Genomic DNA, 22611 nt, shown 5'->3' on the forward strand with positions numbered 1-22611 from the left:
ATGAATATATGATACCGCCATTAAGCGGTATGGTGTTCAGAATGACATTCCTCGGTACCGGCGGCGGTAGGCACACCACGATGTATCAGACACGCTGCACCGGAGGGATATTGATCGAACACAGCAACGGAAAACACCTTCACATCGATCCCGGCCCGGGCGCGCTGACTCAGATGCACCGGATACACTACGACCCCGCGAACACAGATTCTCTGATAGTCACACATGCGCATCCCGACCACTATTCTGACGCCGAGTCGGTATTAGAGGGAATGACGCACGGGGGGGTGAGGAAAAAAGGGCACCTGTACGGCAGCCCCACCGTGATCAACGGGGAAGGTCTGCTCGGACCGTGCATATCTCTATACCACATCAGGATGGCCAGCGAGGTCACCGTGCTGGCCCCGGGAATGGACCTGCTTATAGATGGCCTCAAGACAGAGGTCTGCAGGACGGACCACAGCGACCATACGAATGTGGGGTTCAGATTCGACAGCGGCAGCGGATACGTCTCGTATGTGAGCGACACCAGCTTCTCCGTGGAAATAGCCAGGCAGCACATCGGCAGCCGTGTGCTGATACTCCCGGTCACCACTCCCGATGATATGAGGATCAGCTATCATCTCTGCACAGAGGATGCCGTACGATTCATCGAGATAGTCAAACCGGAATTGGCGATATTCATTCATTTGGGGATAGTAATGATAAAAAAGGATCCCGCCAAACAAGCGCAGAAGGTGCAGGAGAGGACGGGAGTAAGGACCATTGCGTTCAGAGATCTTGATGTATTGGAAGTGGGGGAAGAACTGTCATTTTCAAGACCGACAACATATGATGACGAGTGGATACCGAACAGCTCACCTTGAATACGCATCTGAACTATGTCTGTTTTTTGACAGAATAGACAATGCTTAAATCCTGAAGGTGTATTTTTCTACAATGACTTTGGAGTCAACTGTGTTGGGAAGGATCAAACCGACCGCCGAAGAGATCGAATCCATAACACAAACCGCCGATGAGCTGAAGAAGAAGGTGGAGGACTACATCAAAGAGAACGGCATCAATGCTGAGGTCCGCTTTGTGGGCTCATACGCAAAAGGCACTTATCTGTCAGATCCGGACATCGATCTGTTCCTTCTTTTCCCGGAGACCACACCGCCCGGAGACCTCAAGACGGTCGGATCGTCAGTCGGAAAGTTCGTGTTGGGCGAGACCGTGGAGATGTATTCCGATCACCCCTATACGTGCGGAAAATATAACGGCGTAGATGTCGATCTCGTGCCGAGCTATGCGATCTCGACAACCGACAAACTGAGAACAGCGGTCGACAGGACCCCGTTCCATACAGACTTTATACTCAAAAACCTCAAAGAGGCGCAGAAAGATGAGGTCAGGCTCCTAAAAAAATTCATGAAAGGGATCGGAGTATACGGTGCCGAGCCGAACACCAGAGGGTTCTCGGGATACCTTTGCGAGCTTCTCGTCCTTCACTACGGAAGTTTTAGGAATGTTCTCGAAGGCGCAAGCAACTGGAAGGACGGGACCATCATAGCGATCGATAACAAAAGAGGGCCGCCGATAATCGGATCGCTCGTAGTCTACGACCCTGTTGATCCGAAAAGGAATGTCGCTTCTGCGGTCCACATCGACACCATGGCCCTTTTTATCGTTGCCTCCAAATCCTACTTGTATTATCCGTCGGAGAAGTTCTTCTTCCCGGTCGACAGAAAACCGCTATCAAGAGAAGAACTGCAGAAGATATCCAACAGGAACGGGTCCAGGATCGTGACGGTCGTATTCGACAGACCGGACATAATCGAAGAGAACCTGTACTCCCAGTTGTGGAAAACGCGTTATGCGCTTACAAGAAAGCTGAACGATTTTGATTATAATGTTCTCAAGGCCGTACAGGACATGTACGAAAAGAAATTGGAAATCGTATTCGAGTTGGAGAGGGATGAGGTCTCCAAAACGTACAAGCACACCGGCCCGCCTGTGTGGGTGAAAGCGGCGGATTCATTCCTCTCCAAATGGAAGAATAATGTTTACGGGCAACCTTTCGTCGAGGACGGATGCTGGAATGTTATTGCCGAAAGGATGTATTTCACCGCAAAAGAGATGCTTGCGGATGAGGCCGCTGTTTCGGGGATAGGGAGAGAGATAGATCCGAACAATATGAAAATAAGAGATCATGAAACTTCCCTGAATGAAACGAACCCCGCTCTTCTCACGGAGTTGTTGGATCCCAAACAAAGTTGGGAAGTATGATCACAGATTGATCCCCAAAATGCATACGCCGAGCGCAAGCATCAGGAACAGAAAATAATCCGCCAGTAACGTCTTCGTTTCCAAAAGATCGACACGATATCCCAGCAAAATAAGCAGTTTCTTCATGCCGAGGATCATAAGGAATGCGATTGCCGTCGCCGGTGCCCAGCCGATGCTGGGGCTGATATTGTACAGAATGGCGCCGACGATCCCGACTATAATGGCCAATGCTGTTATGACGAACAGTACTTTCGTACCGTATATGTCTTTCAGTATGAATTCGCGCTCATCGAACTCGGAAGGGATGAATTGGTATTCCTCCTCTTTCTTCTCTTCGACTCTGTGCCTTTTCTTCGCCATAGTGATACGCATTCCCATCAACAATATAAACGTTTATACTTTAGGTCGGAGTCTTATTTGAAAAGACTTTATTTTGCGAGACAGCTGGTTATAATTTCTAATGGAAAAACGTGCAAAATCCGAGGTTAAAGTTGTACTTTCGGTACTTTCGGACACCCCCTGATTCGGCTTATATACTCAAAAAAACTTGATGCTATCAGGTGAAAAAAATGCCTGCAAAAACCCTAGAAGATATACCAGGAGTAGGACCAGCCATAGCAGAAAAACTCCGTGAAGGTGGGTACACAGAAATGATGGCCATTGCAGTAGCCTCGCCAAAAGATCTTGCAGAGACGTGTGAGATCGGTGAGAAGAAAGCGATGGACATCATAGAGGGCGCAAAGCTTTGCGCCGATATAGGAGGATTTGAGACCGGGGACAGCATCCTTGAACGCCGCAAGGCCGTTACAAAACTGACGACCGGGTCAAAAGCCTTTGATGAACTTATGGGCGGTGGGTTGGAGAGCCAATCTATTGTTGAATTCTTCGGAGAGTTCGGAAGCTGCAAGACTCAGGTCTGTTTCCAACTCGCCGTTAACGCCACTTTGCCTGAGGAAAGAGGAGGACTGGATTCGGAAGTGATCATGATAGACACAGAGAACACTTTCAGGCCGGAAAGGATAATCCAGATGTCGAACTACCTGGGCGTGGACCCGGAGGACACTCTCAGAAAGATACACGTTGCGAGGGCTTTCAACTCCCAGCATCAGATACTGCTTGTGGATAAAGCGATAGAGCTGGCACAAACAAAGAAGATCAGACTGATGATCGTCGATTCCCTTACTTCGCACTTCAGAGCGGAATACTTGGGAAGAGGCGCCCTCGCAGAGAGGCAGCAGGTACTGAACAGACATATGCACGACCTCCTTAACTTTGCCACCCTCAACAACGCTGTTATTGCGGTCACGAACCAGGTTGCCGCAAAGCCGGATGCATTCTTCGGCGATCCGACGAGACCCATCGGGGGACACATTGTCGGACACACGGCGACCTTCCGCCTATACCTCAGAAAGGGTAAGGCGGGAAAGAGGATCGCCAGACTCATCGACTCTCCGAACCTTCCGGAAGGAGAGGCAGTGTTCTCGGTGACCGAAGATGGTATTAAGGACTGAAACCTAATGGGGTCCGTGGACCCCGTTTTCTTTTTTGAACTATCCGGCGAATCCAAGGATATGCCTAAAGCAGAAGCTGAAAGGTGCATCATGGCAGAGTGTTACCGATACAACATCATCGGCAACGGTCCCGGATATCTTTTAGCTTCATTCCCAGAGAGTTGCCTGAACAGTATAGCTGATCGTCTGGCTCTTACACATTCGATCGGAAGATATCTCGGGACGTACGACCCTGAGAACACCGCTCAGCTTTCGAATGCGCAACTGCCCGAGGGTACTTTTGCAATTAAAGCGAAAAGATTTGAAGGTATGATGAAAGATACGGACTCACAGAAGACCATAAGAGATATCGGCAATATTCTTTCAAAGAAGAACGATGTCGACCTTCGCAACCCCGACGTGGTCGTAAAGATGCAGATGTGCGACAAGATCCACCTTTACGTTGAAGAAAGGGTCATCGACCCGAACATTATGGAAAAGAGAAAGGTCGGAGAGCGCCCATTCTTCTCGCCGATCTCCCTTCACCCGAAATATGCCAGAGCACTGATCAACCTCACCGGTGCGAAAAAGGGAGACACTATCCTCGATCCGTTCTGCGGAACAGGCGGGATCGTGATCGAAGCGGCAGAGATGGGTATGAAAGCCATCGCTTCCGATTTCGACGAGGAGATGGTCCTGGGATGCAGAGAGAACATGGATTTTTACGGTCTGGCACTTCATGATCATGAGGTGATCGATATCAAAGACATCCCCAACAGATTCTCCGAGATAAATGCGGTTGTGACCGATCCGCCGTATGGAAGGTCTACAAAAACAGGCGGCGAAGATGTGACCTATATCCATGAATGCGCCATGCGTTCGATACCAAAGGTTCTGATCTCAGGAGGAAAGGCCGGCATCATACTCCCCTATGAAATGAGACGTTCCACGATGGAGCTGGATTCTGTTTTCAAGCAACATGTCCACGGAACGCTTTCCAGATTCTACCACGTGTTGAAAAAACCCAATCACTAACTATTTTAACGGTAATAATATCATAGCCGCGTGAACAGATTCCTCCGCCTTTTCAGGCTCGGAAACGGCATAATGGGCATTCTTGGAGTCATAATAGGTGCCTTCATCGCCGTCGGATTCGATATCGGGGATCATGTTCTGAATCTGATAATCGCGGGCGGCGTGATCCTTGCGTTCATAATCGGCGGGAACTCCATTAATGATTACATCGATGTGGAGATCGACAGAACAGCCCACCCGGAAAGGCCTCTCCCGAGAGGCGAGATATCCCCGACAACCGCACGCAATATCGGTATTGCGGGACTTGTCGTCTCTTGCGCGTTGTCCGTTGCTATGCTGTCCATAATTGTAACAGCAATTGTATTGATCGCGGCGGTCCTGATGATATCGTACGAACTCCTGCTCAAGCAGAGAGGGTTCATCGGGAATGTTGTTATCGCAATTCTGACAGGGATGATCTTCCTTTTCGGCGGGGCAGTGGTGAACAGCCTCGAAAGTAACATCATTATTGCCGCAATGGCAGCGTTGGTGAGTATAGGAAGGGAGATCGCCAAGGACATCCAGGACATGGAATCCGATGAAGGGAGGAAGACCCTGCCCATGGCCATCGGAAAGAAAAATGCCGCTATGATCGGAGCTGTGTTCTTCATACTCGGCCCCGTTCTCAGCATTTGGCCGATCTTTGATGACATGTTCGGATGGCTGTACTATATTGTGTTTATCGCGGACGCGCTCTTTATTTATAGTGCATTCATTATCTTCCGCAGAGCAGACGTTTCGCAGAAGGTCGCGAAGTACGCAATGTTCATCGCATTGATCGCGTTTGTGTTGGGTGTCGTATGGTGACTGTAAAAGAATATCTCACAGAAAGGATGAAAAAAGGGACCATTCACTTGGCCCTCCTCGATCCAGATAAACAAGACAGTCGGGAGGCGGGTGCCATCGCAAAGAGAATGAAAGATGCCGGTTCCGATGCGATAATGATCGGAGGCTCTACAGGCGTCACAAGTAAGAATCTTGGCGAGACCGGAAGAGCGATTAACAAGATGTCCGGTCTCCCGACCATACATTTTCCGGGCGGTCCCGGCGAACTTTCCAAGGACGTCGATTCGATCTTCTTTATGAGTATGGTCAACAGCAGGAATCCGTTCTGGATCATAAGGGCACAGGCTGGCGCCGCTCCTTTTGTGAAGAAACTCGGTATAGAGACGATCTCCCTCGGTTACATCATCATAGAGCCGGGAATGAAAGTAGGCGAGGTCGGCGAAGCGGACCCGATCAAACACAGCGAGATAGACAAAGCCGTGGGATATGCGCTGGCATGTGAGATGTACGGGATGGATTTTGTCTATCTGGAAGCTGGAAGCGGTGCTGACAGGCCGGTACCTCCCGAAATGATCTCGGCGGTAAAAAAGGCATTATCGATACCTTTGATAGTGGGCGGGGGCATCAGGACCCCGGAGGCCGCAAGGGCGGCGAGGCTTGCGGGCGCCGATGCAATAGTTACCGGTACATTCGTAGAAAGATGCTCGGACGACAGCATGCTGAAGTCTGTAGTAAATGCATCAAAAGGCAGGTGATATCTTGTCGGAACCGCCCGCATATCGTCAACCCATATCGCCGAGGGCCCCCATGTGGCTTACGCCCGAGGAGAGATCGGCGAACATCACAAAGGAACTGAAGATAGCGGCAAGACGGTTCCTGTGTCCGACCTGCGGCAAAGAATTCAGCCTTTTCCAATCCAGAGCGATAGCATGCAAATATTGCCCGCAGGCAAACAAGAATTGCCCCAACGTACGCTGTCCGCACTGCGACTCGGAGTTCCCTCTGCAGGGGTTCATTGTTCCTGACAACAAAGAAGATAGGATCCGTATGAACAAGTACTCAGACACGGTATTCAACAATTTCGACGACACTTACAACAGAAGATAAGTCACAGTTCCAGTATCTTTATTCCTGTCCTTTTGTCCTTCTTACGTACGGCGCCTTCGCCGATCAATTCAATAAGCACTACTTCCAGGACCAACCATGCTATGACGCCCGTTCTCAGGCACCCTGTCACCGCTCTGCCCTCTCTTCCCGCCGATCCGTGGATGTGCACCATTGGGCTGCCGTCCTCATCGGGGAATATTGTGCCAGATGCCGTAAGTTCATGCGGCGCATCTAATTTGAACACGATCGGAACGATGCCTTTTTCATATGGCATTTCGGGGCCGACGGTCATCCGCGATCCTTCACCGATACCGCCGACAACGGACACGTATGCGTTTTGGATCCCGTTCTTGCGGCAGAAACTCTCCAAAACTTCATGGAGCACTTCTCCGGTCTCCAACCTGAGGACGAACGTCCTTCCCCTTTCCATCTCCAGAGACCTCATGTCCGCTTAACGGTATTTGCTGTATTTATCCATTAGTCTGCTGATCTTATCGAATTCGTCCTTCGTCAGATCGCCTGCGTCCAGGAACGTTTTCACATAGTCTTTAGCATCCCTCGTGGAAACTCTGGTCGCTTTTGCGATAACAGATGCAAGGAAAGCCGATGATTTGGCCGGGTCCATCGCTGATGCGGAAAGCACTTCGTTCATGTCATATTTGAACGGTGCAAGTTTTTGGGTATTGAGCATAGATTGCCTTTTGCTGCTTACCTTCACTTTTGGTTTTGGTTTTTTTGTCACGCTGTCAGAATTCCCCTTATAAGTGGAAGGGGCCTTCTTGACCGTACCGCTTTTGATATCTGCCAAATAGATTACTCCGCAGTACTGCTACCTCTTAATGTTATTTAATATTCACTGAGAAAAAATCAGTGCGCAGAAGATTAATATTTTAAGGTAAAAATAAATAGGAACCAGCTGATTCTACTAACAATGCCTAGGGAGACAGAGGTAGCCATCAATGAGGATAACCACCCCGTTGGAAAAAGATCTCGCCGGATCCTTTATGTGGTCTATATAGCAATGCTTGTGGTATCTGTCGTTATCCTTTTAGTGGGCATATACAAAGGGAATTTTCTTCGTGTCTTCGTGGTCGTGCCTGTTGCACTGATACTTGCCAATGCTATCTTCATTGACAGAAGGACGCTGCATATGCCTCCGCTGATGATCTTTCTTTTAGTCAGCCTTATGGTGATAGTCATAGTGGAAAAGTTCATGTTCAATGCCAACCCGATCTACATGGCTCTGACAGACCTTGTCTTCGGGATATTACTGGGAGTGTGCGGGATCATTTTGACCTATTCTTTTGTGACAATGATATTCGATATATACGGCGACAAATCAACAAAAGCGTTGCTGGTCTCGATCTCCGTGTCACTATCGATATATGTCACGTGGCTCATTTTCCAATATTATATCGGCTTAGCGGTTAATGCCGACAAATCACCCTTTACACGAGGTTTCATGATCCTGACCAGCATGGAACAGACAATGAATCAGCTGACATATGTCATAATAGGGATATTGATCGTGTCAGCGGCCTTCTATTTCGGAAGGAAATCCTCTGCGGTCAAACTTCTGGTCACAAAATACCCCGTGCTTGGCGCAACCCTGTTGAAAGTGGAATACAACGAGATGAAGGGGATCGAGAAAGCAATCGAAGGCGGAGAATGCGAGACGGTTGAGTTCAAATCAACATTAAGAACAAGTCTTATCACCGGGGAAAGGGACGAAATGATCGAGAGGGCGGTCCTAAAGACCTTGGTCGCATTCCTTAATAGCAAGGGCGGATTGCTCCTTATAGGTGTGGAGGACAACGGGAATGTCATAGGAATAGACCCGTCTTTTAAGAACAGAGACAAGGCCGGTCTGCACCTGACGAACCTTATAACTACCCATATCGGGAACGAGTTTCTCCCTTACATTTCTTTCAAAGTAGCTGACCACAAGGGAAAAGAGATAATGGTCGTTACTTGTACGAAGAGCCACAGCCCCGTATTTCTGAAGGAGTGGCCGCATGAGACATTCTTTGTAAGATCCGGGTCGGCAAGCGTAGAGTTGGATGGGGCCAATATGCTGAAATATATCAGCAACCATCGTTTTAAGAAAGAAGTAAAAAGATAAATTGTTTTTAAAATGGGTTTTACTCTTTATCTTCTGCTTTTATCTGATCCGTCAGTTTCTTGGTCTGCCTGGCAATTATTAGTATCATTATGACTGCCAGTATCGTGACGAGGATCGCATAGATGAACAACCCTACAAGGTTGCTTCCGGGGCCGAGGACCTCGTCTATCGCCGCTTTGATCGCTTGGTTCCAGGCCAATGCCGCAACAAGGCCGAATGCGGCCGTGATGAGGGCAGAGAACGTTGTAACGAACTGAAGCTTTGTATCCGTTTTCATGTTTCAACCTCCTTTTGGTGATTACCGGCCTATAGCTTATTCCATATACTTAATCCATATTGCTTAGTATTGGGATTTTAGCTTCTAAACGCGGCTGAATCGACCAAATTATCCTCATAATCCCGTACAAAATACCGCTTGCCTTTCTGAACGATGACATGACCTTCGGCTTCGAGCAGGAGTTTTTGATGATCTATGCCTCCGGGATATTTCTCATTGAGCTCGCCTTTAGACTTGAGAGTTCTCCACCATGGGATCTTATTGTCATTACGTTCTTCGCTCGCGTGTGCGCAAACATTTATGAAGATCCCGGCTGTGAGCGGACAAGTAGTATCTGCCCCCGCCCGAGATGCGAGTTCCGCACGGATAAGGTCGGTCGTGATGAGTTTGCCCTCTTGGATCTTTGCCATAAGGTCATTATACTGGATCGGGGCAGCAATCAGCATTCTCGTCCCACCCATGAGCTTTGCGGCATCTGGCTTATAGGAAAGGTCTTCGATCTTCGGCAAGTCGCCGCTGTGGTTCAGCTTTTCATTGTATGTCTTTTTTGCCATTGGACCCTCGGTAGTAAAGATATGCCGGATCAGTATTTGATATCGTTTTTGCATGATTCGAAAGCTTGGATCAGAGTGTCAAAGTGCTCCTCATCGATCTGTTCCCAATGGTCATCTTCCGCTTCAAAATCTTCGTAAAACGATTGGTCGTCAAAGTTGAGTTTCTTGGTATCTTCATAATCGCCGGAGAAGAATACGTCCTTGATCCTGCTCCATTGAATGACCCCTATGCACATCGGACATGGTTTTGCCGAAGCGTACAGCGTGCAGCCGCCGAGATCTATTGTGTTCAGCTTCCTGCATGCCTTACGTATGGCGACAACCTCGGCATGGGCGGTCGGATCGTTCTTGAGAAGTACCTGATTGTGAGCTTTTGATATGACCTTGCCGTCTTTGACGATAACCGCACCGAATGGGCCGCCGTGCTTTTTGGAAATGCCGTATAGAGCCTCTTTGTATGCTATTTCCATGAACCTGTCCATCTTTTCACCCTGTATCACATATCTTCAAGAGAAAGTACTCTAAGGTCGATATCCAACCCGTTCTATTAGACATTTGCTTATTTTTCGCTTATTGAAAGTGACGGTGGTTTTTATGTCTGGAACTACAAAAACATTATTGAGTCGGTAACATAGTTAAGTCAATGGTTCTCATGAGCAATGCGCATAGCGGCCATCGATTAAAGATCATACAGGTCAGGCCCTTACGGTGATCATCCTGCGTAAAAGCTCATCCACATCATATGCTCCGTTGACCCAATCAAGCGTATCTTTTGACATTAGTCTTTTTGCACGTTCTTTGCCTGCCAATCGAACAAGCTTTTGAGCACGTCCGTGATATTTCTGATAGTTGGCATACGCTTCTTCTTTGGGTCGATCTTCGGGCCACCTCATGCTGTTGTGCCGCATGTCTGCGAATTTTACCTCTGTGGCTATATCACTCGTTGCGACACGTTTCAGATAATCGGATTTCTTCTCGCCTTCCCGCTTTGATACGCAGTCAACGGCCATGATGATATCCTTGTCATACCCTTCCGCGAGGAGATCGTCCAGTGTTACCGATGTATCTTCCACGACATCATGGAGAAGCCCGACGATCTTTCCTTTCTCGGTTATGCAGAAACCGGAAACGGCGATCGGGTGGTGGATATAATCGTTCCCCGACATGTCCTTCTGCCCTTCGTGCGCTTTCGTGGCTATGTTCAGGGCCTTTTCATATTCTTCATTAAAAGATGTCATCGGTGGGGTCACCGCCGCCAGCTGTCTCTTTGTTCTCGAATTCAGTCATTCCGTTCATTTGCCGATCGTTCCTTTCATTTCGGAATGAGCTCCGGCCACGCCGCATACTCATATCTTAAACCGTTCTCAGAGCAGAATTTTTGGAATCTGGTACATCCGTTCTTACCGCCGAAATGCCGTATCAGGGATTCCCCTGGTCCGTTTCCGTAATTTGATATTATCCTTATGAGTTCTGAAGTATCTTCCTCGTTCAACTTATACCTGTACTCGCGCTCGTCCCTCCATGTACAGGTCATTGCCGAATCGTCAAAGATGTGACCGAATATCTCGAGACAACCGTTCTCGATCTTTGCAGTGATCTTTGTTTCACACAGGCCTTCGTTTCCTTCATACAGAATAACAGTATCCGCTTGTCTCATCCTTCTTCTCCCGGCCTTTTTTTTCTTTCGTTGATTTTTCTGTAAGCAATAGTATTCTTTATTTGTTTTCTGACCGCGTCGAGAAATGAATGCGGCAATAATAACAAATAACCAAAGAACGAATATACTATTGAAATGCCGCCGAAAAAGAAAAGCGATAACATTGTGGATGAAATAGTCGATTTCCTCAGAAAGAACGTGAACGGCAGGACTCTGTACACCGATGAGACGACATTTGCTATCGAGGGCGGAAGACTCCTATTGACATATTCGGACCAGATATCCCTCTCAAATATGTTCTTTTCAAAGGTAAAGTACACAATGGATATGTTCGTTGTCGGAAAGGAAAAGATCACCGATACTAAAACCGGGAACGTCATCAAAGATACGTACTCATCCTCTCTTTACAGATACAGCGTCGCAAAACGACAAAGCACCGGGGCTGTGACCGGCATTTTGACGCTTGTCGCTTCGTCGCTCATGTCCGACACTGCCCCCGAGGAGTCGATCGCATCTGTAGCATGGAACATAAAGTTAGAGAATAACGAATTCAGCTGGATCGAAGAGCAGATGCTGTATAGAGATCAAATAGGCTTTGACGGAAAATACAGACCGATCGCACTCAGAACAAAATGCAGGATTTTCGTCGACAATGGGAATACGGTGTATGTACATGATGTCGAGTGTTTCGACGTCGACCCGGAAACGCTGGTAAGGACGCCGTCTGAGACAAAATATCCCCGGTTCATATCAAAAGAAAGGAGGGCGTGAATATGCCTGGCGGAAAACCCTCCGTGTCCGCAGAGAAGATCATTGATTTCTTGGAAAAGAATGTGATCGGCAAGACCGTTTATTCCGAAGAGGTGCTATATGACATTGACTTTGGAAGGTTTGAGGGGTCGTATTCCACAGAGATCGCGTTCTCCAACCTGCTGCGGTCTGAGACCGGATTCACAATGGGGGGATTCACTGTCTCCCGAGAGAAGATCTTTGGGCCCGGCGATCCCACGACCCTGGTCAAGGATCAGCGCTTGATCTCTTTCTTCCAGTATGAGTTCTCTAAGCGTACAAGTACGGGAGAGATCACGGGGCTGCTGAGATTTGTGTCCTCTTCGGTTGCCTCCATTCCGTCGCACGCGGAAGCGACCACCAGTTCTATCTTCGGAGTGACGATCAAAGATAATGAGTTAAGGTGGGTGGAGGATCAGATACTCTACAGAGAACAACAGAACGCTGATGGTACATACAGTCCGAAAGCGTTCATATCGGAACGCTATTTGAAGATGCGGGGCGGAAAGCTTGAGCATGGTTTCTCGGCAGAGTGTTATGTTGTGGACCCCAGAACATTAGAGAGAAAGAAAGCGTTCGAATACTATTCGCCTTTCATTGCCAGAGAAAGATGAACCTGAGTAAAAATACAGGCGGCATCATAGTTCCTTCCCAAGCAGTATTGCCTTTTCCATAAGCTCATCATTCTTCTTTGCGGCATTTTTAGACCCTTTGGCGGCAAGCACGATCCTGCCTACTGCATTAAATGAGAAATAGTTCACAAACATCCACTCGATTTCATCTGCAACTGTCTCCGCGATCTCGACGTCGTCTTCACAAGTGACTATGGTCACAAGCTTCTTTCCGCTCGGGAGAACGCCAGATCCATCCTTCTCGATAAAGGAGAACAATCTGTCCTCAAAAACCTTGTATTGGGCTGACGCGTGCCCGAAATACACAGGCGTGGCAACGATTATCGAATCCGATTCTTTGACAAGACTCAAAATCGGTGTCAGATCATCCTTTGCTACACATGAGCCGGTAAATTTGCAGCCCATACATGCCTGGCATCCGTTCATGAGTCTTAGGGTGTTCAGATTCACGATGTCCAACATGTTCGAAGTGAACCTCATCGCCCCGTCCGTTATTGCATTCACTATGGTCTCGCAGTTCCCTCCTCTTCTTGGACTTGCGTTGACCGCCAATATCTTTGACATATATATGTCAATACTTTTTGTATAAATTAATTTTACCATCATACAGGAAAATAATATTGTATTACTCATTATATCATGATAATTCTCTTTGGAGTTAAAAGCTCTGAAAAGGGTGAATAAGGGCATCTTGGAGGAGGAGTAAGCTCACTTCAGTGGGGAGATGCCCCTATTCTGTGTGCATTTTTTAAGGTACACACCATAAACAAGATGTCCTTCATAGTATTTAATATTGACTACTCAATATTTTTATTAGTGTAATAATCTCATTATTACTCAAATAAAATATTGACTGACATAACATTTAACAAATAAGTCTATGTAATATCGTGCAAAATACGGTGCTACCGCTTTTCCTTCTTTAGAATTAAACTTGGAATATTGCATCCAACGCTTTGCTCAGTTGAGATCTTGAGGTATTCCAAAAAACAACGGCTTCAAAGATCACTTTTTATGCTTACCGTGATCGTCCTCGATCAGACGCCGAGGTATCATCACAAAGTCAATGTTCGCCGGTATTGCCTGTAAATATGTATAATACGGATCGTTCGACTCAGACTTTATGTACTTATCAAGATCGGGATCAATGTTCTGCAGCACTTTGATCAGAGTATTGCGCATTCTGACAACATCCTCCCTCGGGATGCCCTCGAAATAACTATTGTTAAGATCGGTCAGGCCCGTCATTATTGTTTTTGCCAGTTCCCTCCCGGAGTCTGTCAGAAATACCGAGTATTTTTTACTGGCCTCGGTTTTTCTGTCATCATATACGAACCCCTTGTCTTTAAGTGTCTTTAAAACTCGATTTGTGTTCGCGGGGTCGAGATCCAAAAAGTGAGACAGCTGAACCATCGTCTGGCCGTCTTGGAGATTCAAAGCAATAAGATAGATTGAGTGTGCACTAGTGAGACCGTGTTCGCTTACGATCTTTGTCATATTTTTTCTCATGATGGTGCTCATTCTATCAAAGAAAACGGGCAGGAAAGAGTTCCAATATGTGTCTTCGCGCGTCACCATAATTGAATTGAGAAGATAACGACAGTTAAAACGTTTGTGGGTGTAGTGCGAGGGAGGGGATTCGAACCCCTGAACCCCTGCGGGACAGAATTTCTTCCCTTTGGAGTCTTAAGTCCTGCGCCTTTGGCCAACTCGGCTACCCTCGCATCTGTTCCGACTAAAGCGCCTTACCTTAAAAACCTATTTCATTCTCAGAAATTGTTAATACCGAACACGTCTATTTCAACAGCATGCGATTCAAGGTCCCCGATGAAGAGGTCGTTTCCCAAGCAATCAATAAAGTGATGACCAAGAACAACCACATCGAGACCCAGACAGAATTTTTACGATTAGTAAGAAAAGAACTTTCAAAACTTGATGAGGATTACAGAGTAAGCGGCGAGAGGATCCGAAGGATCGGGCTGGACAATAATCTTATCAAAATAACGATAGAGTACCGCGAATCGGACATCAAAGACCTCCCGCACATATGCCCTGTTTGCAGGAACGCCATGTCTCCCGTGATGAACCGCTCTCTGGAAGGAGAATATGTTGAGATCAAACGAAAATGCTCCGTGTGTCCGTACACAATAGGAAAGACCGTCCTTGTGCCCGGAAGGTATGTTTTCTCGAGAGCAAAGAACAACGACCTATCTCAGCAAGAACTTTCTGTCAGAAAGTTGAAGAAAGCCGGTGCGAAGATCAAAGAAGCCATGGGGCTTATTGAAGAAGCATTGAAGGGGACCGATCTTGAAGAACGGGGTTCCGAACTTGTCTCCGACCTTAAAGAGATGGTAGATTCTCCGGAACTTGCGATAAGCATAAAGAACATCTCCTTGGACATGAAACAAAGCGGTAAAGATCCTATTTGGACGAGACCGACTGTTTCGATCAAAAACTCAGAAAAATGATCCTTTTCCTGCAAAATTGATACTTTTTCGGTACTTTCTGATACTTTCGGTCACCCCCCTGGAAAACCTATATACTGTTATTTCCTGTTGAAATTTGCAGGCAGATGGGTTTCCAACCGGCTGCTACAAGGATCGAGAGAGAGTTTAGGTCTCAGCCGAAATCAAGGCATTGCAAAGAGAACGATGTCTTGATTTTGAACTAACTTGCACCAAAAGAAAGGTGTATTTAAATGAGCGATAAACAATCGATAAGACAAGGACCTTAAAGATCCGGAATACAAGCAGTTCGAAGACATCAAGCATATCCGTGAAGACGGAACCGAGTATTGCTGGGACGCGAGCTCGCAAAGGTGCTTGACTATGATGATTGGCGGAATTTTACGAAGGTCATAGACAAAGCCATAATCACCAGTGACACAAGCGGCCATATGATAATTGACCATTTCGTTGACATTAACAAAATGGTCGAGATAGGAAGCAAAACAGAAAGAAGAGTGAACGATTTTGAGCTTTCAAGATGTACTTGTTACCTCATTGTCCAAAACGGCGACCCGCGCAAAGAGACGATCGCCCTCGGGCAGACATATTTTGCCATCCAGACATACAGGCAGGAATTAGCGGACAGATTCAATCAGCTCGATGAGGATCGAAAGAGGCCTGTCATTCGCGGAGATATAAGACAATGGAACCAATTGCTTGTGGAGGCTGCGAAGGATGCGGGAGTGATCACTCCGATGCAATTTTCTGCATTTCAGAATGCAGGCTATACGGGACTTTACGGCGGACTCACTATGGAAGATATCCACAAGACAAGGGAAATTGGTCCCGTGACAAGATACTTGATTTCATGGGTGGCGAGGAACTTGCGGCAAATCTGTTCCGTATAACTCAGACCGAAGGAAAACTCAAACGTGACCGGATCGACAACGCCGAAGATGCGAACATTACTAATCATATAGTCGGAAGCGAGGTGCGCGAAGCGATAAAGCGTATGGGCGGCACAATGCCGGAGGATCTGCCGACACCGAGCAAAAGCATCTCGGAGGTCGAGTGCGAACAGATAGAAAAACTGAAAAAAAACAAAAGAAACCGCTGATGCCTGATGAATAAGACGAATTCGCTTATTCAATAAGCCGATATAAAAACCGAAAAGATATATGATTCAATTCTATTCCCACTAAGCACAGAGGGTAAAATGAAGAACTGGGAATTCACCAAGATCGTAGACAACAAGATCCACATCGGCAGATGGTTGAGTGCTGTAATGGGATTGGTCGAGGGCGGCTACATCTACAGCTCGCTCTTCAAGTATCCAGACAAGGGGCCGAAGAGATATGAGCTCATACTCTCAATGTATCCTCAGGAGAATTTCAGAACCCTGACCCATGTGGACGTATACATGGAGGATGTCCCAGGCGCGACCGTTCAATCGGCGAAGTTCCTTGCCGAACAGGGAATAAACATCCTCAACTCCGTCTCCCTGAACGGAATATCCGAGACCACGATCATCTGGAACATCATGTGTGAGCTGAACTTCGCAGGCGAAGGCGAGATCATCAAGGAAAGGTTCGGAAAGCTGAAAGCCGCAGGAGATCCCTCCGTTGCAAAGATAAAATATATCAGCATCAAACCCGCAAACGTAGGAAGGATATTCAGGAACGAAGAATCGGAAGGTCAGGTCAAGGAACAGGTCCGCCACGGCTCACCGATAACATTCCACTCCGAAGCGTTCGATCTCAACATTGAATACGGCGACATTCTGAACGACGTGAACGGCGAAGAGGTTATGATCACCGTCGACCCTTATTCTTGGCTGGTCTCGGTGGTGTTCTTCAAGAAGGACACTAAACTCGTAAGGATCAATATCGATATACCGGACTGCCCCGGAAGCATCAACACCGCTCTGCAGCTCCTTGCGGACGAAAAAGTGAATCTGATATCCATTTTCTCAAAGATCATGATATCTTATCAAACAATGTCGCTGGAGGTCGTTGCGGATATGAAACACAGCGGAAAGACGATAGATGAGCTCAGAAAAGCGCTAGATCTCTACCTTTCAGAGCAGAACGGGATGTTCAAGCTGATCAACATTTCCCCGCTGGGATGATCTCATGAAGATCGCAGGGTTCGTGAAGACGACCCTTCAGGATTGGGAAGGCAAGAACGCCTGCATGATACTGCTGTCCGGGTGCAACTTCAGATGCCCGTATTGCAACAAACCAGAGCTTATCTCCAACACCCACGAGGAAATGGATCTGGCATCTATAACCAAGTACATCAAAGAGAATAAAGACTTCCTTGAGGCGGTTGTCATTTCCGGCGGGGAACCGACCATCAACGAGGAGCTCTACAAACTCCTCGGAGATCTCAAGAAGCTTAAATTAAAGATCAAATTGGACACTAACGGCTACGAGCCTGATATCTTAGATGATCTCATCGGCGCCAAGCTTGTGGATAAAGTTTGCATCAATATCATGGCGCCTCTTGACAACGAGTCGTACTCCAAAGCAGCTGGAGTCGACGTTGATGTCGAACGCATAAAAAGAAGTTTAAAGATACTCGACGGCTCCGGAATATCCTATGAGATACGGACGGTAATTGTTCCGGCGATGATCGGCCACGATTCTTTTAAAGCGCTTCTGAGCGGGATCGACGGCATGGACAGCCTGATAATCAGACAGTTCGATGAACGGGTCACTTTGGACCCTAAGATGAACGTCAAACCATATCCGAAGCCGGTGTTGGTAAAGATGGCGGACACCGCTAAAGGATATGTGAAGAAGGTAAGGATCAGAGGGACCTGATCATTTCAGAAACGCTTCGGGGGTCGCATACACTGCGGGCTTAAGGTCTGTGTTGCCTTTGTTAACGAATTTGTACATCACATCAACTTCTGCCATAAACCTCTCGATCGCCCTCGGATCCTTGCTCATTATCCCGGCAGAAAGGCCGCACTCTGTGTTCTCGACCTCGTCCATTGCCGCGTCAAAGTCCCTTACCGTCTTTATACAAAGGATCGGGAGGCCTGTGTCCATGAACATCAGTTCACTGTCTTCATCCAGCCCCGAGATTATTGCGGGAGTGAAGTACGAACCGTTCTGAGTGAACTCATTGTTGACCTTCTTTGCCCCGTACAGTATGTTCCCTTTTACTCCCTGGGTCTTGTTAACGAACTTCTTTGCGTTCACTTCAGAAATGATTGGCCCGGAGAACACGTCCGCATCCGCAGGGTCACCGATCTTAAGATCTCTGGCTCTCTCCAGAAGCAAGTTGATGATCTTGTTGCTGTCCTCTGCGGTGATAATGATCTTTGATGTCGAGAACAGCCTCTGCCCGCTGTATCTGAATGCGGACGATAATATCTCGTCGACAGTCCCCTTCGGATCGCCCGGCTTATGCACAATGATGGGATTCATTCCCTTTAATTCGTTCAGGACCTTCAGCTCATCGTCCACATGAAGGAACATCATCTCATCCAGATATTCTGCGGAACCGGATATCAGGATGCCGCCTATTTCCGGATCGTTCGCCAACTGCTCATATGCCAGATCTTTCCTGTCTATAAGCAGATTCATAACTCCTGACGGCAAAGCTACGCTCTCCATCATGTCGTACACCATGTACACGGGTTCGGGGCAATACCTTGACGGCATCACGATCACAGCGTTGCCTGCGATCATCGCAGCGACCGCATGCCCCACCGGGGACGCAAGCGGCGAGTTGTACGAAGTGATTATCCCCCAAACGCCGGTCTTTCCTCTCTTGATGCCCTCGTTCGAGATGCACCCCGAGATTACCTCGATGAGCCTGTCCACTTCCGAGACAGATTCCTGCCGCGTCATCCCCGAACTTATAAGCACCGCAGCGGCCAGCCTATATCTCTGGGTCTTTATCATCTCGAGCAGATCGACAAAGAATTCTATTCTGTTCTTAAGCGGAGTACCGGCCCAAGTGGGATGGACCTTGGCGGCAACATCGACCGCCCATCTCACTGTACCGTCCTCCGGTTCCTGGAAGGCCCCGAAGCTGATCGTATCGTCAACCGGGCTTTTTACTACGAACTCATGACCTGATGCTACTTTCATTCCGCCGACATATGCGGGGTGGTCCTTCTTCTTAAGCTGAAGGACGGCCTGGAAAGCAGCCTCGAATTTCTCATCATCGAATTGGCGGATCGCTGAGTTCATCATGCCACAAAGAGGATGGAGATAGTTAAACTTACGCAAAAGAGGACTGTTCTCAGAGTCCCAACAATCGCTTTTTGGCTATGTCGAACTCTTCCTGTGTTATTATGCCCTCGTCCAACAGCTCTTTGTATTTCCTTATCTCGTCCGCCGATGATGCCTTATTTGCTCCCGGATCGTTTGTGCCAGACGAACCTGAATTAAAGAACGGCGACTCCACTTTGACATCTTGTTTCTGAACTCTGTTGGATATTATGTCATTTACCTGTGTCGGAGTAAGATACTGATAACCCATGATGTCCTTGAGTTTCTTGTTGCATGAAAGGCATACTTCGCCATAGAATAACTTCGTCCCAATTGCACCTAACACGCCACCGATCGGTTTGCCGCAGCCTATGCATTTTCTTGCCATCGACCGTTGTATTCTATTCCACATATTTATGTTGATTCTGTTCAACGCAAAGCGTGAAAGACTCGAGAAGAAGATATTCTCAATCGTTAAATACCCTGAGAATAATAGGCGGGAGCACGGGCCTGTGGTCTAGGGGTTATGACGTCTCCTTCACACGGAGAAGGTCGCCGGTTCAAATCCGGCCGGGCCCACCACTTTTAGTTTTCGATGCCAATGATATACTTCCGCGGGAACAGCGCTATTCGGCCCGCCAGAAAACCATTTCTTTTTCCCGCAAATAGCCGAAGAAATTGCACGTATTGAAGGATATGTTCGTTCAAAATGATGATACAAAGGGAAAAATTAAAACCGTTTGAACGGAGGAAGAAAGTTCAAACGGTTTTGTGATTAGCCTGGTTGGAAGTATCATCCATGTATATATTGTGTGATGTATATAATATGTTGCACATTAAACTCGGCCGCCCGTTTTCGAAGCACCTTGAAGATTAACGGCCATTCAGAACACGTCAAGTGGAATAACAGAGTGGTGGGCCCAGCCGGAATTGAACCGGCGATCTGCGCCTTGTAAGGGCGCCGTCATAACCCCTAGACCATGAGCCCGATGCGTCACCATATCAGAAGGATTATTAAAAACTGTCCATATGACACACTGTGGTAGAATACAACGCGGAACTCCGGATCGGCAAGTCCTCCCGCACGGTCATTTTCCAGGAAAGAAAAATGGTCTTCAACCGCCCGATATTTTCAAAGGGATTGTTTTCATCCGGAAAAACTGCAACGTATGAGCTCCTTTATTCCGACATAATCTCAGCGAAGAAATCGCTCGGCGGCATCACTTTCAAATGCGAGGACGGATGGATCTATTCCCTGTCGGGCCGCGGTGTGAAAGATGCGATCGGGATGTTCGTTGCCGTCTTGAAGGACAATGAGAAAAAGATATAACCTTCTCACGAATATGCGCAGTCAAGCGATTGTAGTCCAGTGGTTAGGACGGAAGCTTCCCAAGCTTCTAACCCGGGTTCGAATCCCGGCAATCGCACCTGACCCTCATCAACCTCAGTTTCCTGTTTATAAGATAAATACAACACCTGCAATATAGGCACGATTAACCATGCTTGAGATCGACAGTTCCAGAGGAGAAGGCGGCGGACAGATGGTCAGAACATCGGTGGCCCTGGCCGCCATCACCGGGATGCCGACCAAACTGACAAGGATACGTGAAACGAGGCCGACCAACGGCCTTTCCAAACAGCACACCACCGCCATCAGCGCGGTTGCGATGATGACCGGATCGACCGCGGATGGGAACACGATAGGGTCCAGCGAGCTTACGTTCTACCCCGGCAAAGAGGAACACTCCAATTTAAAAATGGATATCGGGTCGGCGGGCAGCATCAGCTTGGTACTGCAGGCGATCCTCCTTGCGGCACGGAACAACAAAAAAAGACTTATGGTGGATATCACCGGCGGGACCAACGTTATGTGGGCCCCTCCCCTCGACTCCTACGAACTTGTGCTTTTCCCGCTCATGAAAAAGATGGGCATAAACGCTCACCTGAATATAATCGAAAGAGGATTCTATCCCATCGGCGGGGGGCACGTTGTCGTCACCCAGGATCCGATAGGGAAGATCAGTCCGCTTGAGGTCAATACTCTGGGCAGGCTGAATTACATAAAGATAAGATGTTTCACTCAGCACCTTTCGGACAGGATAGGGAAGGAAATGACAGATGCCTGCGTCAAGACCCTCGGCGATAAATACGACGTTGAGGTCGAGGTCAAGAACTGCACAGGCAACTCAAGAGGCGCCGGGTTGGTCCTTGTTGCGAACTACGAGAACGGCAAGTTATCAAGCAACGTACTGACTTCAAGGGGTCATTCCACCGAACAATCCGGAATAGATGCAGCCAACGACCTGCTGAGGGAGATGGAAGCGGGTTCGACTATGGACGTGCACACCGCCGATCAACTCCTGCCTTACATGGCAATGGCCTGCGGAAAGAGCAGTTTCATCGTGTCAAGAATAAGTAAACACCTATTGAGCCAGATGGACACTTTAGAGTCCTTCCTTGATGTCAGGTTCGGCGTAGAGAGGAAGAGCGACGGGTATCACTTCTCGGTATCATCAGAGGGATATCCCTGAGACCTTTCATCCATGTCAATTGCGCCATGTCGGCAGACGGAAAGATAGCCGGCACAGACAGGAAACAGGTGAAGATATCTTCTGATGAGGACAAGAACAGGGTCAAGGAGCTCAGAAGGAAATACGATGCGATATTAGTGGGGGTGGGGACCGTCCTCGCAGACGATCCGCACCTTACTGTAAAGGACCTTGATTACGACTCTAATCCCATAAGGATTGTCATAGACCCTCACGGAAAGACACCCGACGAAGCGCTGGTGCTGGACGAAAGAGCGCCGACCGTGATGATCACTTCAAGTGACTGTAAAAAAGAGTGGGACTGCGAAGAGACGCTGTATTTCGACGGGGAACTGTGTCTTTCGGAGATGCTCGAGACACTTGCGGAAGATATTGGAATAGAAAGCATCCTTGTAGAAGGCGGCGGGGAGACCATAGCCTCCTTTTTCAGAGAGGGGCTTGTGGATAAATACACAGTGTTCATTGGAGGGCTCATCATAGGCGGAAGGACTGCTCCCACTCCGGTCGACGGGGATGATTGGGCCGCAGAAGGCGGCATCTACCTGGTGCTCAAGGACAGTACGGTATTGGGCAACGGAGTGCTGCTTACCTTCGAGCCTAAGAGCAAATGACCGTTGGCCGCTCTTCAAA

The 22611-nt window shown here is 47.9% G+C and carries 30 protein-coding genes and 4 tRNA genes; 20 read left to right on the forward strand and 14 right to left on the reverse strand.

All coding sequences use genetic code 11. The features are described 5' to 3' along the window. The first annotated feature begins 29 nt into the window (after window positions 1–29). Both Mpt1_RS05385 and cca read left to right on the forward strand, forming a co-directional pair. Window positions 30–866: an MBL fold metallo-hydrolase gene (locus Mpt1_RS05385; RefSeq protein WP_052399298.1), complete on the forward strand. Its 837-nt coding sequence runs from the start codon at window positions 30–32 to the stop codon at window positions 864–866. A gap of 73 nt (window positions 867–939) precedes the next feature. Continuing rightward, window positions 940–2268, forward strand: a complete 1329-nt coding sequence (cca, locus tag Mpt1_RS05390; protein ID WP_048112901.1) for a CCA tRNA nucleotidyltransferase — start codon at window positions 940–942, stop codon at window positions 2266–2268. Here cca and Mpt1_RS05395 read toward each other — a convergent pair whose 3' ends face one another. Next, window positions 2269–2628, reverse strand: coding sequence for a hypothetical protein (locus tag Mpt1_RS05395; RefSeq protein ID WP_048112903.1), 360 nt, complete (start codon window positions 2626–2628; stop codon window positions 2269–2271). 209 nt (window positions 2629–2837) lie between these two features. Here Mpt1_RS05395 and radA point away from each other — a divergent pair, with 209 nt between their 5' ends. From radA to Mpt1_RS05420, 5 genes are read left to right on the forward strand one after another with little or no spacing between them, the layout of a single operon-like run. After that, a complete protein-coding gene (gene radA / locus Mpt1_RS05400; RefSeq protein ID WP_048112905.1) occupies window positions 2838–3779 on the forward strand; it encodes a DNA repair and recombination protein RadA in 942 nt (313 codons plus the stop codon). A 60-nt stretch (window positions 3780–3839) separates the two neighbouring features. Continuing rightward, window positions 3840–4793 carry a DNA methyltransferase gene (locus tag Mpt1_RS05405; RefSeq protein WP_238603099.1) on the forward strand — a complete coding sequence of 318 codons (954 nt, stop codon included), beginning with the start codon at window positions 3840–3842 and terminating at the stop codon, window positions 4791–4793. A 30-nt stretch (window positions 4794–4823) separates the two neighbouring features. Further along, window positions 4824–5639, forward strand: coding sequence for a UbiA family prenyltransferase (locus Mpt1_RS05410; RefSeq protein WP_048112909.1), 816 nt, complete (start codon window positions 4824–4826; stop codon window positions 5637–5639). Then, complete coding sequence (locus Mpt1_RS05415) at window positions 5633–6373, forward strand: geranylgeranylglyceryl/heptaprenylglyceryl phosphate synthase (RefSeq protein WP_052399299.1); 741 nt, start codon at window positions 5633–5635, stop codon at window positions 6371–6373. Before Mpt1_RS05410 ends, Mpt1_RS05415 begins: the two co-directional genes overlap by 7 nt. Before the next feature lie 4 nt (window positions 6374–6377). Beyond that, window positions 6378–6725 carry a hypothetical protein gene (locus tag Mpt1_RS05420; RefSeq protein ID WP_238603100.1) on the forward strand — a complete coding sequence of 116 codons (348 nt, stop codon included), beginning with the start codon at window positions 6378–6380 and terminating at the stop codon, window positions 6723–6725. A 1-nt stretch (window position 6726) separates the two neighbouring features. Here Mpt1_RS05420 and Mpt1_RS05425 read toward each other — a convergent pair whose 3' ends face one another. Next, a complete protein-coding gene (locus tag Mpt1_RS05425) occupies window positions 6727–7170 on the reverse strand; it encodes a PPC domain-containing DNA-binding protein (RefSeq protein ID WP_048112913.1) in 444 nt (147 codons plus the stop codon). A 6-nt stretch (window positions 7171–7176) separates the two neighbouring features. Then, a complete protein-coding gene (locus tag Mpt1_RS05430) occupies window positions 7177–7533 on the reverse strand; it encodes a hypothetical protein (RefSeq protein WP_048112920.1) in 357 nt (118 codons plus the stop codon). Between the two features lie 123 nt (window positions 7534–7656). Here Mpt1_RS05430 and Mpt1_RS07310 point away from each other — a divergent pair, with 123 nt between their 5' ends. Then, window positions 7657–8847 (forward strand): AlbA family DNA-binding domain-containing protein, encoded by a 1191-nt coding sequence (locus Mpt1_RS07310; RefSeq protein WP_052399301.1) that lies wholly within the window; start codon window positions 7657–7659, stop codon window positions 8845–8847. A gap of 19 nt (window positions 8848–8866) precedes the next feature. Here Mpt1_RS07310 and Mpt1_RS05440 read toward each other — a convergent pair whose 3' ends face one another. From Mpt1_RS05440 to Mpt1_RS05460, 5 genes are all read right to left on the reverse strand, one after another. Next, window positions 8867–9124, reverse strand: coding sequence for a DUF5654 family protein (locus Mpt1_RS05440; protein ID WP_048112922.1), 258 nt, complete (start codon window positions 9122–9124; stop codon window positions 8867–8869). A gap of 77 nt (window positions 9125–9201) precedes the next feature. Continuing rightward, the gene (locus tag Mpt1_RS05445) at window positions 9202–9678 is read right to left on the reverse strand and encodes an MGMT family protein (protein WP_048112924.1); all 477 of its coding nucleotides are present in this window, start codon (window positions 9676–9678) and stop codon (window positions 9202–9204) included. Between the two features lie 29 nt (window positions 9679–9707). Then, the gene (locus tag Mpt1_RS05450) at window positions 9708–10160 is read right to left on the reverse strand and encodes a nucleoside deaminase (protein ID WP_048113904.1); all 453 of its coding nucleotides are present in this window, start codon (window positions 10158–10160) and stop codon (window positions 9708–9710) included. A 213-nt stretch (window positions 10161–10373) separates the two neighbouring features. After that, window positions 10374–10916, reverse strand: coding sequence for an HD domain-containing protein (locus tag Mpt1_RS07315; protein ID WP_052399302.1), 543 nt, complete (start codon window positions 10914–10916; stop codon window positions 10374–10376). Window positions 10917–10990: 74 nt separating this feature from the next. Beyond that, window positions 10991–11335, reverse strand: a complete 345-nt coding sequence (locus tag Mpt1_RS05460) for a hypothetical protein (protein WP_048112926.1) — start codon at window positions 11333–11335, stop codon at window positions 10991–10993. 135 nt (window positions 11336–11470) lie between these two features. Here Mpt1_RS05460 and Mpt1_RS05465 point away from each other — a divergent pair, with 135 nt between their 5' ends. Continuing rightward, on the forward strand, window positions 11471–12106 hold the full coding sequence (locus Mpt1_RS05465) for a hypothetical protein (protein ID WP_048112928.1): 636 nt from the start codon (window positions 11471–11473) through the stop codon (window positions 12104–12106). Window positions 12107–12108: 2 nt separating this feature from the next. After that, complete coding sequence (locus tag Mpt1_RS05470; RefSeq protein WP_048112931.1) at window positions 12109–12738, forward strand: hypothetical protein; 630 nt, start codon at window positions 12109–12111, stop codon at window positions 12736–12738. A 24-nt stretch (window positions 12739–12762) separates the two neighbouring features. Here Mpt1_RS05470 and Mpt1_RS07320 read toward each other — a convergent pair whose 3' ends face one another. The 3 genes from Mpt1_RS07320 to Mpt1_RS05485 all read right to left on the reverse strand — a co-directional run bounded on the left by Mpt1_RS07320 (window position 12763) and on the right by Mpt1_RS05485 (window position 14480). Next, entirely contained in the window at window positions 12763–13320 is a 558-nt protein-coding gene (locus Mpt1_RS07320) for a flavodoxin family protein (RefSeq protein ID WP_158386781.1), read from the reverse strand. A gap of 441 nt (window positions 13321–13761) precedes the next feature. Further along, complete coding sequence (locus Mpt1_RS07325; RefSeq protein WP_158386783.1) at window positions 13762–14334, reverse strand: MarR family winged helix-turn-helix transcriptional regulator; 573 nt, start codon at window positions 14332–14334, stop codon at window positions 13762–13764. Between the two features lie 46 nt (window positions 14335–14380). Continuing rightward, window positions 14381–14480, reverse strand: a tRNA-Leu gene (locus Mpt1_RS05485). 84 nt (window positions 14481–14564) lie between these two features. Here Mpt1_RS05485 and Mpt1_RS05490 point away from each other — a divergent pair. From Mpt1_RS05490 to Mpt1_RS05505, 5 genes are all read left to right on the forward strand, one after another. Beyond that, the gene (locus Mpt1_RS05490; RefSeq protein WP_048112933.1) at window positions 14565–15224 is read left to right on the forward strand and encodes a hypothetical protein; all 660 of its coding nucleotides are present in this window, start codon (window positions 14565–14567) and stop codon (window positions 15222–15224) included. A gap of 326 nt (window positions 15225–15550) precedes the next feature. Then, a complete protein-coding gene (locus Mpt1_RS05495; protein ID WP_202965140.1) occupies window positions 15551–16111 on the forward strand; it encodes a hypothetical protein in 561 nt (186 codons plus the stop codon). After that, on the forward strand, window positions 16072–16320 hold the full coding sequence (locus tag Mpt1_RS07790) for a hypothetical protein (RefSeq protein ID WP_202965141.1): 249 nt from the start codon (window positions 16072–16074) through the stop codon (window positions 16318–16320). Before Mpt1_RS05495 ends, Mpt1_RS07790 begins: the two co-directional genes overlap by 40 nt. 99 nt (window positions 16321–16419) lie before the next feature. Further along, a complete protein-coding gene (locus Mpt1_RS05500; protein ID WP_048112935.1) occupies window positions 16420–17331 on the forward strand; it encodes an ACT domain protein in 912 nt (303 codons plus the stop codon). A 4-nt stretch (window positions 17332–17335) separates the two neighbouring features. Next, window positions 17336–18028 carry an anaerobic ribonucleoside-triphosphate reductase activating protein gene (locus Mpt1_RS05505; RefSeq protein ID WP_052399305.1) on the forward strand — a complete coding sequence of 231 codons (693 nt, stop codon included), beginning with the start codon at window positions 17336–17338 and terminating at the stop codon, window positions 18026–18028. Here the strand turns inward: Mpt1_RS05505 and Mpt1_RS05510 are convergent, their stop codons facing one another. Together Mpt1_RS05510 and Mpt1_RS07795 are read right to left on the reverse strand one after the other, a co-directional pair. Beyond that, complete coding sequence (locus tag Mpt1_RS05510; RefSeq protein ID WP_048113914.1) at window positions 18029–19411, reverse strand: aldehyde dehydrogenase family protein; 1383 nt, start codon at window positions 19409–19411, stop codon at window positions 18029–18031. It lies immediately after the preceding gene. A 52-nt stretch (window positions 19412–19463) separates the two neighbouring features. Further along, window positions 19464–19820, reverse strand: coding sequence for an SHOCT domain-containing protein (locus tag Mpt1_RS07795; protein ID WP_048112937.1), 357 nt, complete (start codon window positions 19818–19820; stop codon window positions 19464–19466). 118 nt (window positions 19821–19938) lie between these two features. Here Mpt1_RS07795 and Mpt1_RS05520 point away from each other — a divergent pair. Continuing rightward, window positions 19939–20014: transfer RNA gene (locus Mpt1_RS05520), tRNA-Val, on the forward strand. 330 nt (window positions 20015–20344) lie between these two features. On the opposite strand, the gene Mpt1_RS05525 is transcribed toward Mpt1_RS05520, so the two are convergent. Next, window positions 20345–20420, reverse strand: a tRNA-Val gene (locus Mpt1_RS05525). Between the two features lie 51 nt (window positions 20421–20471). Here Mpt1_RS05525 and Mpt1_RS05530 point away from each other — a divergent pair. The 4 genes from Mpt1_RS05530 to Mpt1_RS05545 all read left to right on the forward strand — a co-directional run bounded on the left by Mpt1_RS05530 (window position 20472) and on the right by Mpt1_RS05545 (window position 22592). Next, complete coding sequence (locus Mpt1_RS05530) at window positions 20472–20762, forward strand: hypothetical protein (protein ID WP_048112939.1); 291 nt, start codon at window positions 20472–20474, stop codon at window positions 20760–20762. A 25-nt stretch (window positions 20763–20787) separates the two neighbouring features. Then, window positions 20788–20859: transfer RNA gene (locus Mpt1_RS05535), tRNA-Gly, on the forward strand. A 72-nt stretch (window positions 20860–20931) separates the two neighbouring features. After that, complete coding sequence (gene rtcA / locus Mpt1_RS05540) at window positions 20932–21963, forward strand: RNA 3'-terminal phosphate cyclase (protein WP_048112940.1); 1032 nt, start codon at window positions 20932–20934, stop codon at window positions 21961–21963. 26 nt (window positions 21964–21989) lie between these two features. After that, window positions 21990–22592, forward strand: a complete 603-nt coding sequence (locus Mpt1_RS05545; RefSeq protein ID WP_048112942.1) for a RibD family protein — start codon at window positions 21990–21992, stop codon at window positions 22590–22592. The last annotated feature ends 19 nt before the right edge of the window (window positions 22593–22611 follow it).

It is taken from the genome of Candidatus Methanoplasma termitum (assembly GCF_000800805.1).
Classification (GTDB): domain Archaea; phylum Thermoplasmatota; class Thermoplasmata; order Methanomassiliicoccales; family Methanomethylophilaceae; genus Methanoplasma; species Methanoplasma termitum.